This window comes from Enterococcus sp. DIV0175 (genome assembly GCF_050529075.1).
GTDB lineage: Bacteria > Bacillota > Bacilli > Lactobacillales > Enterococcaceae > Enterococcus_B > Enterococcus_B thailandicus.
The window spans coordinates 549,573-567,792 of sequence record NZ_CP172880.1 but is presented as its reverse complement, the minus strand read 5'-3'; the positions used below and the strand labels follow the sequence as shown (position 1 = coordinate 567,792).

The following is an 18,220-nucleotide window of genomic DNA, read 5'->3' as shown; positions in this document are numbered from 1 at the left end:
CGATGATTTTATTACAAGCCAACCAAGTCGCCCGCCATTTTGGTGCGGACGTTTTGTTTCAAAATATTCATTTAGAAATCAGCACTGGCGCACGAATTGCCTTAGTTGGTCGCAATGGTGCTGGAAAATCAACATTACTAAAAATAATTGCAGGTCTAGAAGCTCCGGATGAAGGCGCGATTACCAAAAATAAAACAGCTACACTCGGTTACTTAGCGCAAGATACCGGTTTGTCTTCTAATGAAACCGTCTGGAACGAAATGCTAAAAGCTTTTGCAGAAGTTCGCAAAATGGAACAACGCATGCGCGAACTAGAGATTGCAATCAGTGAAGGAGTCCCTGAAACACCTGCTTACGACTCTTTTTTAAAAGAATATGATCGATTACAACACGAATTTTCCGACAAAAACGGCTATGGTTATGAAAACGAAATTCGTTCCGTCTTGCATGGATTCAAATTTGATCCTTCTTTTTATGAACAAACAATCGATACTTTATCAGGTGGCCAACGAACCCGTCTTGCACTAGCTCGGATGCTTTTGCAACATCCAGACATCTTGATTCTCGATGAACCAACTAACCACCTGGACATTGAAACACTTTCATGGTTAGAAAATTATTTACAAGGCTACACAGGTGCTTTACTAATTGTCTCACATGACCGTTATTTTCTTGACAAAGTTGTCACTGAAGTATACGAGCTTAGCCGTCAAAAGATGCGTCATTACAAAGGAAATTATTCCAAATATCTTGACCTAAAAGCGGAACAACTTGCAAGTGATTGGAAAGCATACGAAAAACAGCAAACAGAAATTCACAAACTGGAAGACTTTGTTGCGCGGAATCTTGTGCGAGCATCAACAACTAAGCGTGCCCAAAGCCGTCGGAAAGCGCTAGAAAAAATGGACCGCCTAGATCGTCCTCAAGGGGATGAAAAGCAAGCGCATTTTCTTTTCCACGCAGAAAAACCTTCTGGAAATGTTGTCTTACAAGTGGAAGATGCTGCAATTGGCTACGACGGTGAAGTATTATCTGAGCCAATTAATTTAGATGTTCGTCGTCAAGAAGCGATTGCTCTCGTTGGACCAAATGGAATCGGGAAGTCAACTTTGCTTAAATCAATTATTCATCAGCTGCCTTTTATTCGAGGGAATCAGCACCTTGGAACGAATGTAACAATTGGTTACTATGACCAAGGACAAGCAGACTTACACACAAATAAAACAATTTTGGCAGAATTATGGGATGAACATCCTACTTTACCGGAAAAAGAAATTCGTAGTGCGCTAGGAGCTTTTTTATTTTCTGGCGAAGATGTTGAAAAAACGATTCCGTTATTAAGTGGTGGCGAAAAAGCACGAGTTGCTTTAGCCAAACTAGCGATGAATCAAGAAAACTTTTTAATTCTTGATGAGCCAACAAACCACTTGGACATTGATAATAAAGAAGTTCTAGAAAATGCTCTGATAGATTACGATGGTACCCTGCTCTTTGTTTCTCATGACCGTTACTTTATCAATCGTATCGCAACAAAGGTTGTTGAGTTATCTGAAAATGGTAGCAAGATGTACCTTGGCGACTATGATTATTATTTGGAAAAGAAACAGGAAGAAGAAGAAATTGCAGAACTCTTGGCAAAAGAAGAACAAACAGAAGTCGTTGAAACACCCACTAGCAAATCAAATTACTATCAAAGTAAAGAACAACAAAAATTAATGCGTAGTTTAAGTCGAAAAATTACGCAAGTCGAAGAAGAAATGGCACAATTGGACGAAACAATTGCACAGCTAGAGGCCGAAATGGTTCGTCCTGATGTTCTTGACGATCATGTAAAATTAAACGACTTGAACCAGCAGTTGGAAAATGCGCGAGTTGAGCAAGAAGAAAAGCTAGTTGATTGGGAAAACTTGAGTATTGAGTTGGAAGAGTATGAATAAGGTTGTGGCGCAAAACGTTTAGCTTCAAGCAATAAGAAAATTTTTCTAAAAATAGTTTCGCATATTTTTATGAAAAATGACTTATTGCCGAAGAAGCCGTTTTGGGAAAACCGTGAATAAGGTTGTGGCGCAAAACGTTTAGCTCCGAAAAGATAGTCAGCGGGCACTCAAAATAGCTTTTCATATTTTCGAACAGTTATGAATTATTTCGAGGAATTGCTTTGGGAACACTATAGCTAAAGTTGTGACACACAACATTAAGCTGACAAAAAAATTAAAAATCTTCACCACAAAATAAAACAATTATTTACTTGTCAAAAAAGCATGTAGCGACTTTTTTTCGTCTCACATGCTTTTTTCTTTTTGCTCATTTCCATTACTTGCTTTGCTTCCGGCACAATTCTTTGCTGGATTACAAATAAAATAGTACTATTCAAATTAGAAAAGGAGTTGTTTTTATGAAATTTGTAGTCATTGGTGGCGTTGCTGGCGGTCCTTCCTTTGCGACTCGCTTACGCCGATTAAATGAAGAACATGAAATTGTGATTTATGAACGAGGTGAACACATTTCCTATGCTAGTTGTGCACTTCCTTATTATCTCGGACAAGTAATTGATGATCGTGATTCATTGATCGAGCGGACACCTGAAATTTTAAAAGTTAAAAACAATATTGATGTCTTTACAAAACACGAAGTCACAAAGATTGACCCAGATAAAAAAGAGTTGACCATCCATGACTTAACAACTGGCCAAGTCAGCCAAACAAATTATGATTATCTAATTATTTCTGCGGGGGCTCGTCCTACTTTACCATCAATCCCTGGTGCAGACCAAGCCGAAAATGGTTTTGTTTTGCGTAGTGTGACTGACGCCGACAAAATCCAATCCTTCATTCAAAACAATGCTCCGAAAAATGTTTTAGTTTTAGGTGCTGGAGTCATGGGATTGGAACTAGCTGAAAACTTTAAGCATCGCGGTATGGAAGTGACTTTAGTCGACCAGCTAGATCAAGTTGCTTTTCCTTACGATCATGAGATTGCCGATTTAGTCTATGATAAACTAATTGAACAAGGCTTAACGGTTCATTTAAATACGCACATCAATGAAATTCGACAACAAGGAAGCGAAGTCCACTTATCAGATGGAGCTCTTCTGCATCCCGACATGATTTTATTTGCCACTGGTGTAGCACCAAATAATGAAATCATTAAGTCTGCTGGTATTTCAATGAATGAGCATGGCCAAATTATCGTTGATAATCAATTAAAAACAAATCTTCCTGATATCTTTGCCATTGGTGATATTATCGAAACAACTAGTGTTATTACTCATCAGCCAACACCAAGCATGTTGTCAAGTGCGGCAAATCGGCAAGGCCATCTACTAGCAGATATCGTAAATGGTGCGCCATTTACGTATCGTGGATATATTGGTGCAGGTGTAGCAAAAATTTTTAACTATACTGCAAGTTATGTTGGTCTTACTGAACACCAATTAAAAGACGCAGGTATCACTAACTATAGAACAATTTTCATTACACCTTTTGATCATGCTAATTTTTATCCAGGTGCTACTCGACTAAATCTCAAACTGATTTTTGAAGCAGAAACTGGTAAAATTTTGGGTGGGCAGGCAGTTGGTGAACATGGTGTCGATAAACGAATTGGGGAATTATCTGTTGCCATTACAGGAAACTTAACTGTCTTTGATTTACCAGATCTTGAGTTGCCCTACTCTCCACCTTATTCAACTACTAGAGATCCATTGAATATCGCTGGTTACGTTGCAATCAATCAACTGAATAATACAGTGGAAACAATCAAAGCAAGTGAATTAACCCAAGAAGAATTAAAAAATGGTTTCTTCTTAGATATCCGCGAAACAGATAAGCCAAAATCTGGTAGTATCGAAGCAACCAAAAATATTCCGATGAACGAATTGCGTGATCGAATTGATGAAATTCCTAAAGATCGACAAGTCTTTCTTACTTTTAGAAAAGGGTTGAATACGTATACTTCTGCTCGAATTTTGGCAGGTTTTGGTATTAAGACAATGATGATTGAGGAATAAGGTTGTGGCGCTAAGCGTTCAGCTCCGACATGATAGCAAGCAGTCACTTAAAATAGCTCTTCATATTTTGAAGTGACTGTAAGCTATATGAAGGAGTTGCTTTGGGAACACCGCGAATTAGGTTGTGGCCCCAATTGGACCAGTCGGTGATTCTCATCGTTAGGATACCACCGCCACCATGTCTCTATTTGTGTTTTGTTCTTAATACCTAATTCTTCCTTATCATTTTTACAGGAATTTTATTTTGTTTCATCTGTATAGCCATTTCTTTGATGTGAATCGGATAAGCGACTCGATTTTTCTCCCAAAAAGCACCTCCTAGTTAAATTCATTTTATTTGAATTCAACGAGAGGTGCTTTTTTAATTTGTCTCAGTTTGTTGGGTCAGTTCCATCAAATTGAGTTGCTCTTTTTATTTTGTATCAAAAAGTAGTTGCACTTCCATACGCTAACTAGTCTTTGATTATTTTACTTCATAAATCAATTCAAAATTATTACTATCATCTTTTAGCAATTTCTCAAATTCTTTATCACTAATGATATTGTTATCATTTTTCCTAATATAATAATCAGTGTCTACTCGACCCTGTTCTCTTAAATCAGAGTCTTTGTCCATTCTTTTTGAGAATCAAGTACACTAGTCAATTTATCATTTTCAGCTTCAAACATCACTTTAAATCTAGGTTCTTTCAACCATTTTTCTAAATAATCATTAAACATACTAGCGGACATTTTTTCTACTAGCAATCTAGTATTTGTATTTTTCAAAAGAATTATGATATACTAAAGACAAGAAAAAGGAACTATGCTCTAACATAGCTCCAATGTAGAACCGTTAAAAAGACGGTGGCTTTTATGCTTTTATTGTTTTGATTTTTTAACCATCTAACTACTCGCCAAAGTGTTTTAGATGGTTATTTTTTTTGGTCTTTATGGTCAATAATCAGCAAAACTAACGTCGCGAAAGCGATCATCAGTTGAATTGCTTCAAAACTTGACACGTGCCTACTCCCTTCTAGGGATAAAGCTATGAACCATAGGCATCACCCCTTTTTCAAGAGATTAGCCACCATCTTTTCACTTTTCTACCTCTTAATTATAGCATATCTCTTTGCTGAATAATTTCGATAGTTTATATAAAATTCTCATTCTTAATACTAAATAATTATTTCCAGCTTTAAAATGGATCACTTGATTCAATAACGACAGATTTTTTTAAATATTCTAATACCTCTAACTCTGCAATATTTTTAAATACCACTTTTTTATAAAAATACATTCCTAAAAAAAACAAAAGTAAGCCACCGCCGCCACGTTTCTATTTGTGTTTTGTTCTTAATACCTAATTCTCCCATTATCGTTTTTACAGGAATTTCATTTTGTTTCATCTGTATAGCCATTTCTTTGAGGTGAAATCGGATAAGCGACTCGATTCCCCCCAAAAAAACACCTCCTAGTTAAATTCATTTTATTTGAATTCAACAAGAGGTGCTTTTTTAATTTGTCTCAGTTTGTTGGATCAATTCCTTATAGTACACGATGCTCCTTACTTCGGATGAGAGAAAAATAAATGATATTCTTTTTGCTCTAAAATTGGAACAACTCATCTTGTAAGGAAACTTTTTGTTTTTCTTTCAAAATTTTCCCCTTAGTCATTCCCGGAAAAACAACCATAAGTGTAGCCTCTTTTTGTGCTTTTTCTAATTGTGGAAGATCGATAATAGCCAACAATGTTCCAGCCTTTACTTTCTGGTCTTTGGTTACTTGAATTGAAAAAGGTTTACCTTTTAATTCCACAGTATCTATTCCCATATGGATCAATAATTTCTCACCCGTTTTACATGCAATCGTGAGTGCATGAAGCGTTGGAAAAATACTCTCCACGCGTCCTTCAACCGGTGCGTAAACCTTACCATCATGTTGTTTTATGGCATAGCCTTCACCCATCATTTTTGAAGAGAAAACTTCATCATCAACCTCTTCTAATGGGATAACATAGCCGTTCGCAACAGACTTCAACATCTTCTTCGTTTTAAAAAAAAGCATTCTTTCATCTCCTAAACTAATTCTGGCCAGTATTCTTTGTTCGCTTCAATCATTTCATCCAAAACTTTTTTCGCAACTCTGGCATTAGGAACTGTTTGATTTAGTGTAAATGCCTGTAATGCTTTTTGATATGAACCTTCAAAATAAGCATCAACTAATAGTTTTTCTGCTGCTACTTGTGCTTCCATCATACCTTTATGAAAATCACAAATTGGTTCTCTCAAGGAAATGGGTTCCACACCTGTTGCTCCGACATAAGCAGGAACTTCTACCACGGCGTCCGGGCGTAAATTAGGAATAGCACCTTGATTCGGAACAATCAACATAAAACGTCGGCGCTCATCGTTTAGTAAAGAGGTTGCCATGTCAACGATATATTGACCATGTTCACCAAAGTTAAAGTTTAAAACATCTTTGGTCACACCATTCCGAATTTTTTTCGCCATTTCTTTGGTATTTTTTTCTCGCCCTTCCATCACCATATTAGCACGAGTATAGTTTTTGTCAGAATGCTCAATAACCATATCCGGATATAAATAATACTCTAAATAATTATTCGGAATATTTTGTGGAAAGTTCTTTGTAATTACAGACATCATACTAAATGCTTCTTGCCATGTTTGATCTCCAGCATTAAAGTCTGCAACCTGCATTTCCTGACCGTTCAGCTTTTTGATGATTTCAGGCATAACATCACGCTTCAATTTCTTGTCATAAATAGCTGTGTACCAACCAAAATGGTTTAATCCATAATATGTCGGAATCCAGTTTTTACGATCATACCCATAGTTGATCGCAATTGTTTCTTCAATTGAGATTGTCATATCACAAGCATTAATCATTTTCGCTTTTGGATAGCGTCGACGAACAGCCTCCGAAACAATTGATTCAGGATTCGTATAATTCAAAATCCATGCTTCAGGTGCATATTTCTGTACATATCCTACGATTTCCAAGAGCCCGCTCATTGAACGCATCCCGTAAGCAAAGCCACCCAAACCACAAGTTTCTTGACCAACCAAACCATGACTCAAAGGAATTTTTTCATCTTTTTCACGCATTTTCAGACCACCAACTCGAATTTGCGAGAAAATGAAGTCGCAACCAGTAAAAGCTACTTCTGGATCTTCTGTTGATGAGATTACGACATCTGAAAAACCTTCTTTCTCCAACATATACTGAATAATCAAGTACATGTCCTCATTTCTTTGTGCATCAATGTCATACAACCGAATTTCTGAGAGTGGTAAGCGTTCTGAATTATTTAATACTGCTTGAATGATTCCTGGTGTATAAGTGCTACCTCCACCAGCAATTGTAATAATTTGTTTTTTTGTCATATTTTTCTTCCTTTCTATTGCTCTAATAATTTATTGAATTCCGCCATTACATACGTAACCTCTAACCCAATAATGACTTGATAATTTTTTTCTGTTGGTTTTATCAAGCCACTGATGCCCAACTGTTTGATACGTTGTTCATCAACAATTTCTGGTTTTTCCACTTCAACTCTTAAACGTGTGTTACAACTAAACGCATCAGAAATATTTTCGGAACCACCAAAAGCTTGCAACATTTTTTTTGCCATGTATTCATAATTTTTACTTGCTAAAACCAACTCATTTTCCTCAGTTACTGCCTCAGCGCCATATTCCGTTGCCACTTCTCTTCCTAAAGTTGGAATGTCCCGTTTCTTGATTAAATAATAAAAAGTAAAATAGTATAATCCAAAAAATACGAGGCCAACTGGAAGAATCAAAATCGCATTCGTCGCAATCTTAAAATTGATTAGATAGTCTACGATACAAGCACCAAATGTAAAACCAATCCTAATATTCAACAAGTAGCAAACCATTCCAGCCAAACCAGCAAATACCGCATGAACAACGTATAGCATTGGTGAAATAAACATAAAACTAAATTCTACTGGTTCTGTGATATTCGAGATAAAAGAAGTAGCTGCTCCACTCCCCATGATCCCTTTCACCATCTTTTTATTTTCTTTAAACGCAGCTCGATAAATAGCTAAACAAATCGCTGGTACCCCAAACATCATAACCACAAAAAATCCAGATAAAAACAAGCCTGCTTGTGGGTCACCATTGATAAAACGGGTCATTTCTCCTCGAAAAACCTCGCCATTGGGCGCAGTATAACTACCTAGATCATAATAGACATACGTATTAAGCACGTGGTGCAGTCCAAAAGGAATCAGTAGACGATTCAAGAACATGAAAATTCCGACACCAAAAGCACCCATATTGACCAATAATCGAGCAAAACTGTCGATCCCCGCTTGTGCAAATGGCCATAAAATGCCAAAAATAACTGCAGTGATCGTCTGAAAAATCATGATCATCGTCAATGGAAATTTTTCACCAGCAAAATAAGAAAACACCATTGGTAAGCGTTGCTCTTTAAACCGGTTATACGTCCAAGCCGCAATCAAACCAGAAATAATCCCTCCAAATATCCCCATGTTGACTGCCGGATTCATGATTTCCAATCCTTTTTTCAACGTTGCAATTGCCAAGAAACCTGTAAGTGCAGGAATCCCTTTGTCTTTCGTCTTCGCAAATCCAATCGTTACCCCAATTGCGAATAGAATATCCAAATTTCCAAATACAGCATTTCCGGCAGCCCCAATCACTGGGATATTTAACATATCATCAGCTGAGAGACGCATGATTAATCCAGCTAACGGCATTGCAGCGACCGGTAACAGCATTGCTCTACCAAGTTTTTGTACGCTTTCTTTAAAATTTTGCAACTTTTTCTCCCCCTTATCTATAATTCTTGGTACGTGATTTGTTCAATCAATTCATCTTCTTTCACTTGTTTCGCAAAAGCTGAGTGAATCAAAAATTCAACTTGATTGACTCGTGGATAAATAAAACTTGATCCATTTAACAGCAACTGGTCAATATAAGCTGTGTGACACATGATTTCAACAGTTTTTTCTTCACGTAAAATTTCTAGTAGTCCTTCTAAATACTCTTCTACTGAACAATTAATCTGACGTTTTTCTACAATACTTTCTCCAACATCATCAAAATGTGGTTCAAAATAATCAACGTGCCGAACTTCTGTTCTTTTTTCAAAGTTTCCACGAACAGGTAACCCATATTTTTTTGCTAATGCCACAACAACTTCCTGATTCATTCCAAAAGTATGCGTATGATGATGACTATCTAAATGAGTCGGAATGATTCCAGCGTGATAAACCTTTTGAATTTGTGCATTCCATTCTTCATATAACTGGTCACCATCTATTTCAAAAGGCCGTTGATAAAAAGCTAATTTTTTGAAGTTTGCTCCATCCATCAAACTATCTACATTTTTCAAAAGTGGTTCTCCACATGTCAACGTTAAATGAACGCCAACCCCTAAATCTGGTAATTCTTTTTTCAACTTTACTGCGTGATCAAATCCTGGCATATTTGCCATTAAAGTTGTTGAAGTTAGAATCCCTTGCTGATGAGCATCAACAATTCCATAATTTACGCCATTGCTATAACCAAAATCATCTGAATTAATTATTACTTTTCCCATTTCTTCCTTCCTTTCTTTTTCACTAAAAATAGACGCAACCTCATGACCACAAAAAATTTTGTGTTTCAAAAGGTTACGCCTACCTGATAGTTACGCCCTAATTATTGAATTCTTGCTAAATGGATTGCGAGATAAGTCACTTCATTTTCTTGAACGTTTAAATGAAACTTTTCTTCAATCATTTTTTTGATTGCAAAAGCGACTCGATATGGCTCGCTTTCCTTAAAAGCATTACTAAAAAAACCAATATTTTTACTTGAAGAATCTTCTTGATAAACTAACCGTTTTGCCAAAAATTTGATATGGATCATCATCCGGGAATAGATCAAGGAGTCTGTATCAAAGCGATAGCCATAAATTTCTTCCAATGCCAAGCTGATTTCTTTGGTCATTTCCAATATTTTCAAGCTATTAAAACTATTGGGCTCACCCAATTCCGCATTGATAATATGCATTGTAATAAACCCAACTTCATTAGCACCTAATTGTGTCCCATACCGTTGATTGATAAGAGCAACGACTTCTTTTGCTGTTTCATATTCATCAGGATAAAGCAACTTCATCTCAGGCAACATAATAGCTGTTACTTGACTATCTTCCTTTTGTCTTTGGATTGCAAAATAAATATGATCTGTCAATGCGATATAAATATTTGAATCCAGCTGAGATGAGATATTTTTTGAAATAAATTGAATCACCTCTTCAGAAAACTCAATAAATTCGATTGGAATCTGAGCAGCCATTTCCGTAAACATCTTCGTTTTTTCTTTAGAATCTAAAGTAAAAAATTTATCTGCAACAGTCGGATCAAATAGTTCATTGACAGAAGTAGAAAAACCTATTCCTTTTCCCATCGCAACTTTCTCTATTCCTTCATCATCAATTAGCACCACATTATGATTGATTTTTTTTACAACTTTCATTGCTGCACGGATCCTCTCTAAAGAATAATTTTATGTGATCTACTATTAAAACAACAAAAAACGACCTAAGAAAAGTACTTTTCCTAGGTCGTGCCTAATTTAATAGTTGCACCCTCTTTATTTATACGCCCAATATAGCAAATAAAGAAAACGCTGTCAATGTTTTTTTAACCACTCTCATTATGAAACCAGTTTTCTAGCAAAATAGCAAAAAAACGACCGCGGTGGGTAGCCGCGGCCTTAGGAGTTATTTTTACTTGAGGAGTAAAAATGAAAAAGTATAGGGTTGTTTGTTGGTATGTATTTATAATAGAACTTAATTGTGAAGAAATTATGATTGAAACCTTGTCTTTTTTTTGGATTTGTTTAAGAAAAAGTAAACATCCTCCCTATGCAAAAAAATAGCTAACTCAACAGATCAAGTAGCATTGCAAAAACAGCGCTCCTAAGAAATAAAAAAGATACAGTCTCTCTAGCTACCGTATTAAATCAATTGTTTGCCATTTACTATCACTCACCTCTACATGCTTTGATAAGTTTCTCATTTTATATGTACGCTGTCTAATTGAATGATCTTTATTTTTACATCAAGAGTATCACGATTTTAATGAAATTAATGAGTGTCAACATCAGCTATTTATTAACAAGAAAAAAATTGAACTGAGCGCCACAAAAAAGGCTCGTTAGTCATTCACTAACCAGCCTCTAAGCCTTTACAAACTGCTAGAAAATTTCTACAACGTAAAAATTCAAAGCACACTTCACAAAAAAATAATGATGTTATGCTAAATAATCAAGAATAATTGATTGGTAGCTATCAATCATCGCTAAATAATTATCAATTTCAACATACTCATTCACTTGATGTGGCAAGGTTGGTACACCTGGCCCAAATACAACAAAATCAAATGGCTGTCTTGCTTTGGTAAACTCAGCTGCATCAGTTGTTCCGGCAGCACCAAATAATGGTAATGGCTCTTCAAACTGTTTTTGAATACTATGGATCAAAGAAGACTTGGGATTCGCTTTTACCGGAATTTTATTGAAATCAATTGTTAATTTAAGTTGATATTCATTCCCTTGATTCAAGACATCGACAATCTTTTGCAACGTTTCAATGACTTTATCATTTGAAAATTCTGGAATCGAACGAATATTTCCTTGTAGCTGTGCATAACTAGGGATGCTGTTAACCTGATTCCCTCCGTTAATAATTGTTACGTTATGAATCGTCCGACCTAAAACAGGATTTTCAACTATTTCTGCAATGCACTTCATCTCTGCATTAACTTTTGTCATGAATTCATTCAAGTGATCAATTGCATTATATCCTTCTTGTGGCATAGAACTATGTGCTTCTTTACCATAAGATGCGACAGTATAATTGATTGAACCCATATGAGTATACAGCAAATTGTAATTGGTTGGTTCACCAATAATCAATCCATTCAAGTCGTCGACATAGCCTGCTTTGGTTAATTGTTCACTACCTAGTTCCCCTACTTCTTCACCCACCGTAGCTAATAATTTGATTTTTCCATTAAATGGTTTTCCAGTTTCCTTTAACTCGATCATCGCAAGAACCATTGCTGCAAGTCCACTCTTCATATCTGTTGCTCCACGACCATATAAACGATTTCCTTCAATTTTTGCTTCAAAGGGTGGATAAGTCCAAGCAGCTTCATCACCTACAGAAACAACATCCATATGTCCTGATAAACCTAGAACTTTTCCTGCATTGCCACTTTGGTAAGTAGCAACTAAATTATCTCGTCCTTTAGCATAAGAAACTATCTCGCTTTTCATTCCATGCTCAGCCAAAAGTTTTTTCAAATAGGATGCTACCTCAGCTTCATTGCCATTCACTGATTTAATACGAATAAGGTCTTGCAAAATGGAAATTTTTTCTTCTTTTTTCATCTGACTCTCTCCCATCCCATTTTATTTTATCCACATTGTATCACAATTCATTTTTTAAACTTCCATTGCAAATGCTTCGAAAAATTTATGTTAGAACCCATTTTTATTGTGGAAAAAAAAGAAAAAAACGCCTAAAAAGACGCTTTTGGTAGAACATCTAATGTCCAAATTTTTATTATTTTTTGACAGCACTACTGAAAAGTAAAATAAAATTTACTATAAGCCAGCCAATGATAAAAACATCTACTAGATGCATGTTATTGAAATGAAAAACTAACCAATAGATTGCTAATAAAAAATTCACAAGGCTAACTAAAATAGTTGTTTTGCTATTTATTTTCTTCAGAACTAGCACCTCCACTCAAGTATTAACTTCATCCATCTGTTAAAAACTGTTCTAGTTTGTTTTTATTGATGTCCCCCTCCAATTTCTTGCTTACTTTTCCATTTTCAACATAAAGGATGGTTGGCACTATTTTTATGTCTAATTTGTTTAATTCTTGGACTAATTTGTCTTGATTTTCCTCACGTGCATTATCAATGTTATAATAAAATATTTTTTGTTCTTTTTTTATTAAGACAGATTTTAATTTAGGAAGAAAATTCTGACATTCTTCACATGTTGGTCTGCCAACATAAATATATTCAGTATTAGCATTAGTAATTAATTTTTGAATTTGATCATTATTTACATTAGTCAAAGGATTAAAATTTTTTTCTTTTTGATTAGCATAAAAATATACTATGCTACTAATTAAAAAGATAATAAATAATAAAACAACACTCTTTCTTCTTTTTGCTAACACAACTTAAATATTCCTTCCTTTTTACAATTTGAAACAAGCAATGATTCCACCAATATCTGCGGCTCCTATTGTACACACACCTGCTATACATGCAGCACAGATTGGGGCAACAGCTGGGCAGGCTGCGATGCACGTTCCAGCAATCAAATATGCTACTGTAGCATTTATTCCTGCTATTGCAGCTATGCAACCTGCTATTGCTCCAATTCCTCTAGCATTTACATTTTCTTTCACACCCTTTTTAAGGCTAATTAAAGCTTCTTTTAACGTAGAATTATTTACGTAATCTATATTTGTGTTGTACTCATTTACTTTTTCACCATCACTATAATTTGTAATGACAAACTTATTTAATTGATTTTTGGTGATCAAAGTTTCAGAATAAGTGGTTAAGTTTCCACTTTCATCAAATACAATTGTTAAATTACTAAAGTAACTATATTCTTCACCTTCTATTGGTACAGAGATAGATTTATAGTTTGCATTTTCTTCCTCTATAGATAAAATTTTTGAATTATTCCATAGTAAGTTAGCATTCTTTCCGTTCAAAACTATTTTATTTTCTTTGATGAAATTCAACGCCTTACTCTTTATCATTTTAGTAATTACTGGAGTAGTAATTACTTGTGATTTATTTGCAATTGCTTTCATCTTGTTAAAAGATTTATTTAAGTTTTCAGGATTATTTGCTATGGTTTCTTTAGAGTATTTAACTGTTTCAGCGTATACACTATTAGTTACTACAGGTACTAATAATGCTAACAAAATAGCTAACAATCCTATTTTTATCATTCTTTTTACACTAAAAAATTTTAACATGATATTTTCCTCCATTTTCTTCATAATTGTTTGCTTGACTTTTATAGTGGTGGTTCAATTTCCCACGTATATGTATCCATAAATAGCTCCTCCTTTTTATTTTTTCTAAAATTATTTTACTATGCATATATAGAGGTATGATAAAATGAACAAAAATGCGTCTCTTTTTTGGAGGTATGTATGGATCAAGCTGACTTATTAAAAAAATTAAGAGTTGAACGTAGACTATCTCAATCAAGTTTAACGGAGCAAATTTCTTCTAGAACTACTTTGAGTTCATTCGAAACCCGTCACACACAACTTTCGTCTGAAACTCTCCATAAATATTTAGATAGAATGAATGTGAAGTTACCAGAGTTTATGTTTTACCTTCATGACAACAAAATTACAACAAAAGAAATTGCAGCAAAAAAATTTTTAGAAATTATTCATCAAAAACCCAAACAAAAAATAGCAGAAACCTTTAGAGAACAATTACTTCTCCTACTTAAACAAACAAATGATGAGTACTACTATATTTTGTTGATTCAGTTCAATATCCTATTAGCCAAAGAGAAAAATTTACTAAACTTGAAATTATTTGAAAAAGAGATTATGTATATTAAAGATAGGCTATTTAGAGTAGAAAATTGGGGCTATTTTGAATTATCAACGTTTAATAACCTAATGTTTATTTTCCCAACTGAAACTATAAAATTTCTTTTTAAAGATAGTGAGGAAAAAATGATATTATTTTATACTAGTAATGTTTATCAATCACTTTACACATCATTTTTAATAAATGGATGCTATTTGGCTTTTGAAAGAAAAACATTAGATTTATTGTCTACTTTCTTATCTCCTTTAGAAAAGCTTGCAGTAAATTCTAAAAATACATATGAGCAAATTTACTATAAATTTTTTAGTACACTATCACCAATTTGCGAAGGAAAAACAATGAATATCGATTTTAACAAGATAGAGAAATTGATTAACATCTTCTATATTTTAGACAACAAAAAGAAAGCAATTGAGCTAGAAGAATTCTTTCATTCTGTATATGATTAAATAGAATAATTCATATGATTATTACGATATTATTCAATTAAAATTTTGAGAAAAGAATTACTCATTGAGGAAGATTAACTGTCACAGTTCTTATAAATTCAATTAAATATTTTTAGATCAGCCAACTTCTAAAAAGCAATAATTAGGTTATTAACTACCTTTTTATTGCTTTTTTTCTATTTAAAAAACAGGGAATAAAGTCAGACACCCCAAGTGTTTTGCTCACTATTTGTCTGGTATAAAATTACTGGTAGAAAAGATAAAATAACACAAAAAAAGCGCCTAAAAAGACGCTTTTGGTAGAAAATTGGAAAACTGAGCTTTTAAAAGCACGTCAGCAAAGGCTTTTAAACCTTGAGTTTTCGCCAGTTTTACTGAGTTTTGCCATCATTTGCGATACATCTTGAATTCCAAAAATAAATCATTGTAGATACCCAAATATTTAGGACCAAGATTTTCATAGACTTCTAGATGGGCAATCGTTTCATCTGATGGATAGAATTGTTCATCCCCGGAAATTTCTTTTGGTAATAATTTTTCTGCTGCAGCATTCGGTGTTGAATAGCCAATATATTCTGCATTTTGTGCTGCATTTTCTGGTTTAAGCATAAAATTGATAAAATCGTACGCACCTTCCGTATTCTTTGCGGTCTTTGGCATCACAATGTTATCAAACCATAAGTTTGAACCTTCTGTGGGAATAACATAATGCAAATGGTCGTTTTCTGACATCATGTCGGCTGCTTCTCCTGAGAAAGTTACAGCAACGGATGCTTCTTCATTAATCATGTACATTTTGATTTCATCCGCTACGATTGCTTTGACATTTGGGGTTAGCTGATTTAATTTGTCTGCAGCTTCTTGTAACTCTGAAAGATTTTTACTATTCAAGGAATAACCCAAACTATTTAAAGAAAGTCCCATCACTTCTCTGGCACCATCAATCAACATCAAGCTATCTTTCACTTCTGGTCGCCATAAATCGTCCCAATGTTGCATTTGTCCTGCATTTAAAAACTTATCATTGTAAACAATCCCCAAAGTTCCCCAAAAATAAGGAACCGAGTATTTATTTCCTTCATCAAAAGCCAAATCTAAAAATCGTGGATTGATATTGTTCAACCCTGTGATTTTGGAGTGATTCAGTGGCAACAGTAATTCTTCCTTAATCATTTTTTGAATCATGTATTCACTTGGAATCGCGATATCGTAATTCGTTCCACCTTGTTGGATTTTCGTAAACATCGCTTCATTTGAGTCAAATGTTTCGTAGTTGACTTTATAACCATATTCTTTTTCAAATTTAGTCAACAAACTAGGATCGATATAGTCGCCCCAGTTGTAAATCGTTAAAATTTTGGCATTGGTCATGCCACTTGATTTTTCCAATTGATGAACGCCGAATAACAAAACAACAATAATCATCACGATACCAAAAAATAAGGATTGCAAGTTTTTCATTGTAGTTTTGCCACCTCCTCACGTACTCGACGATTTTTTTTACCCCGTTTTGGACTATTTTCTTTACTAATAAAATAATAGCCAATCACTAGAATCATCGAGAACAAGAAAACGAGGGCACTCAACGCATTGATTTCTAAGCTAATTCCTTGGCGTGCACGAGAATAAATCTCTACTGATAAGGTAGTAAACCCATTCCCTGTAACAAAGAAGGTCACAGCAAAATCATCTAATGAATAGGTAAACGCCATGAAATACCCCGCAATAATTCCCGGAGAAAGAAAAGGTAAAATGATATTTTTTACTACCTGAAAATTATTTGCGCCTAAATCGCGGGCGGCATCAACCATCGAATCGTTCATTTCTTGTAACTTTGGTAGCACCATCAGTACCACAATCGGAATACTAAACGCAATATGCGAAAGTAACACGCTTTGGAATCCTAAACCAAAGCCCAGTAAAGTGAAAAAAATCAAAAAACTGGCACCAATAATTACATCTGGTGAAACCAATAAAATATTATTCATACTCAACAAAGCTGTGCGTGAACTTCTTTTTTTCGTGTAATAGATCCCCATTGCACCAAACGTCCCGATAATCGTAGCTAACAATGCAGATAAAAAGGCAAGCATGAATGTATTTAATACAATAATAATCAAACGCGTGTCTTCAAAAACTGCTTGATAATTTTCCCAAGTAAAGCCAGTAAAACTTGTCATAGAGCCGCCATCATTAAAGGAGTAGAAAATCAAATAAAAGATTGGCAAATACAACAATAAAAAAACAATGGCTAGATAAACATATGACCACTTGAATTTTTTCATTAAGATCGCCCTCCTTTTTTCTTTTCACCGGTTAAAAGCATGACCACGAACATCGCAATAATCAAAATAACACCGATCGTCGAACCCATTCCCCAATTTTGGGTGACCAAAAAGTGTTGCTCAATTGCTGTCCCCAAAGTGATCACACGGTTTCCTCCAATCAGTCGCGTTAACATGAATAAAGAAAGTGAAGGAATAAAGACTGCTTGGACCCCACTTTTCACACCATTTAAAGATAAAGGAAAAATCACGCGACGAAATGTTTCTAGATTATTTGCACCTAAATCACGGCTCGCACTAATTAACGATGGATTCAACTCTTCTAGCGCGTTAAAAATTGGCATGATCATAAAGGGAATCTCAATATAAGTCGCAACAAATAAGAAACTCACATCGGTAAATAAAATTTGTTTCGTGCCAATACCAATGAAGTCAAAAAACTGATTGATACTTCCATTGATGCTAAAAATACCAATAAATGCATAAGCTTTCAGCAGTAAGTTGACCCACGTTGGCAAAATAATCAGCATCAGCCACAATTGTTTATGTTTCAATTTGGTCAAAAAATAAGCTGTTGGATAACTAATTAGTAACGCAAAAACTGTAATCAAAAACGCATACCAGACAGAGTTAAAGGTCATCCAAAGATACGTTCCTGAGGTAAAGTACGTAGCGTAGTTGGCTAAGGTGAAGTGCCCATTCATGTCAAAAAACGATTGGTAAATAATCATGATAACTGGCGCAATTACAAATAATCCTAGCCACAACATATAAGGGACTGAATAAATTCTCCGCATTGTTTTCATTACACAA

Annotated in this window: 16 protein-coding genes; 3 read left to right on the top strand and 13 right to left on the bottom strand. The window is 34.8% G+C overall.

Annotation, left to right across the window (positions count from 1 at the left end; genetic code table 11):
* Positions 1-2 precede the first annotated feature (2 nt).
* Positions 3-1,937 carry an ABC-F family ATP-binding cassette domain-containing protein gene (locus IGJ76_RS02765; protein ID WP_067481574.1) on the top strand — a complete coding sequence of 645 codons (1,935 nt, stop codon included), beginning with the start codon at positions 3-5 and terminating at the stop codon, positions 1,935-1,937.
* A gap of 458 nt (positions 1,938-2,395) precedes the next feature.
* A complete protein-coding gene (locus IGJ76_RS02760) occupies positions 2,396-4,009 on the top strand; it encodes an FAD-dependent oxidoreductase (RefSeq protein WP_270607272.1) in 1,614 nt (537 codons plus the stop codon).
* 914 nt (positions 4,010-4,923) lie between these two features.
* Here IGJ76_RS02760 and IGJ76_RS02755 read toward each other — a convergent pair.
* From IGJ76_RS02755 to IGJ76_RS02710, 10 genes are all read right to left on the bottom strand, one after another.
* Positions 4,924-5,010 carry a putative holin-like toxin gene (locus IGJ76_RS02755; protein ID WP_353879443.1) on the bottom strand — a complete coding sequence of 29 codons (87 nt, stop codon included), beginning with the start codon at positions 5,008-5,010 and terminating at the stop codon, positions 4,924-4,926.
* 264 nt (positions 5,011-5,274) lie between these two features.
* Positions 5,275-5,451, bottom strand: a complete 177-nt coding sequence (locus IGJ76_RS02750) for a hypothetical protein (protein WP_169819321.1) — start codon at positions 5,449-5,451, stop codon at positions 5,275-5,277.
* Between the two features lie 145 nt (positions 5,452-5,596).
* A complete protein-coding gene (locus IGJ76_RS02745) occupies positions 5,597-6,055 on the bottom strand; it encodes a PTS sugar transporter subunit IIA (protein ID WP_067481570.1) in 459 nt (152 codons plus the stop codon).
* An 11-nt stretch (positions 6,056-6,066) separates the two neighbouring features.
* Positions 6,067-7,395 (bottom strand): maltose-6'-phosphate glucosidase, encoded by a 1,329-nt coding sequence (locus IGJ76_RS02740; RefSeq protein WP_071868641.1) that lies wholly within the window; start codon positions 7,393-7,395, stop codon positions 6,067-6,069.
* 14 nt (positions 7,396-7,409) lie between these two features.
* On the bottom strand, positions 7,410-8,783 hold the full coding sequence (locus IGJ76_RS02735; RefSeq protein ID WP_244897524.1) for a PTS transporter subunit EIIC: 1,374 nt from the start codon (positions 8,781-8,783) through the stop codon (positions 7,410-7,412).
* Between the two features lie 59 nt (positions 8,784-8,842).
* Positions 8,843-9,607 (bottom strand): carbohydrate deacetylase, encoded by a 765-nt coding sequence (locus tag IGJ76_RS02730; protein WP_430596715.1) that lies wholly within the window; start codon positions 9,605-9,607, stop codon positions 8,843-8,845.
* 101 nt (positions 9,608-9,708) lie between these two features.
* A complete protein-coding gene (locus IGJ76_RS02725) occupies positions 9,709-10,530 on the bottom strand; it encodes a PRD domain-containing protein (protein WP_067481562.1) in 822 nt (273 codons plus the stop codon).
* Between the two features lie 780 nt (positions 10,531-11,310).
* Positions 11,311-12,450: an ArgE/DapE family deacylase gene (locus tag IGJ76_RS02720; protein WP_067481560.1), complete on the bottom strand. Its 1,140-nt coding sequence runs from the start codon at positions 12,448-12,450 to the stop codon at positions 11,311-11,313.
* Between the two features lie 374 nt (positions 12,451-12,824).
* Positions 12,825-13,256 (bottom strand): thioredoxin family protein, encoded by a 432-nt coding sequence (locus IGJ76_RS02715; RefSeq protein WP_067481558.1) that lies wholly within the window; start codon positions 13,254-13,256, stop codon positions 12,825-12,827.
* 21 nt (positions 13,257-13,277) lie between these two features.
* Positions 13,278-14,075, bottom strand: coding sequence for a hypothetical protein (locus IGJ76_RS02710; protein WP_368027139.1), 798 nt, complete (start codon positions 14,073-14,075; stop codon positions 13,278-13,280).
* A 180-nt stretch (positions 14,076-14,255) separates the two neighbouring features.
* On the opposite strand from IGJ76_RS02710, the gene IGJ76_RS02705 reads away from it, so the two are divergent.
* The gene (locus tag IGJ76_RS02705) at positions 14,256-15,122 is read left to right on the top strand and encodes a helix-turn-helix domain-containing protein (RefSeq protein WP_067481556.1); all 867 of its coding nucleotides are present in this window, start codon (positions 14,256-14,258) and stop codon (positions 15,120-15,122) included.
* A 387-nt stretch (positions 15,123-15,509) separates the two neighbouring features.
* Here the strand turns inward: IGJ76_RS02705 and IGJ76_RS02700 are convergent, their stop codons facing one another.
* Genes IGJ76_RS02700 through IGJ76_RS02690 form a run of 3 tightly spaced genes read right to left on the bottom strand, consistent with a single transcriptional unit; the run spans position 15,510 to position 18,213 of the window.
* Positions 15,510-16,583, bottom strand: coding sequence for an ABC transporter substrate-binding protein (locus IGJ76_RS02700; RefSeq protein WP_086270608.1), 1,074 nt, complete (start codon positions 16,581-16,583; stop codon positions 15,510-15,512).
* A complete protein-coding gene (locus IGJ76_RS02695; protein WP_067481553.1) occupies positions 16,580-17,407 on the bottom strand; it encodes an ABC transporter permease in 828 nt (275 codons plus the stop codon). Before IGJ76_RS02695 ends, IGJ76_RS02700 begins: the two co-directional genes overlap by 4 nt.
* A complete protein-coding gene (locus IGJ76_RS02690) occupies positions 17,407-18,213 on the bottom strand; it encodes an ABC transporter permease (RefSeq protein ID WP_067481552.1) in 807 nt (268 codons plus the stop codon). The genes IGJ76_RS02695 and IGJ76_RS02690 overlap by 1 nt, the downstream gene beginning before the upstream one ends.
* Between the last annotated feature and the right edge of the window lie 7 nt (positions 18,214-18,220).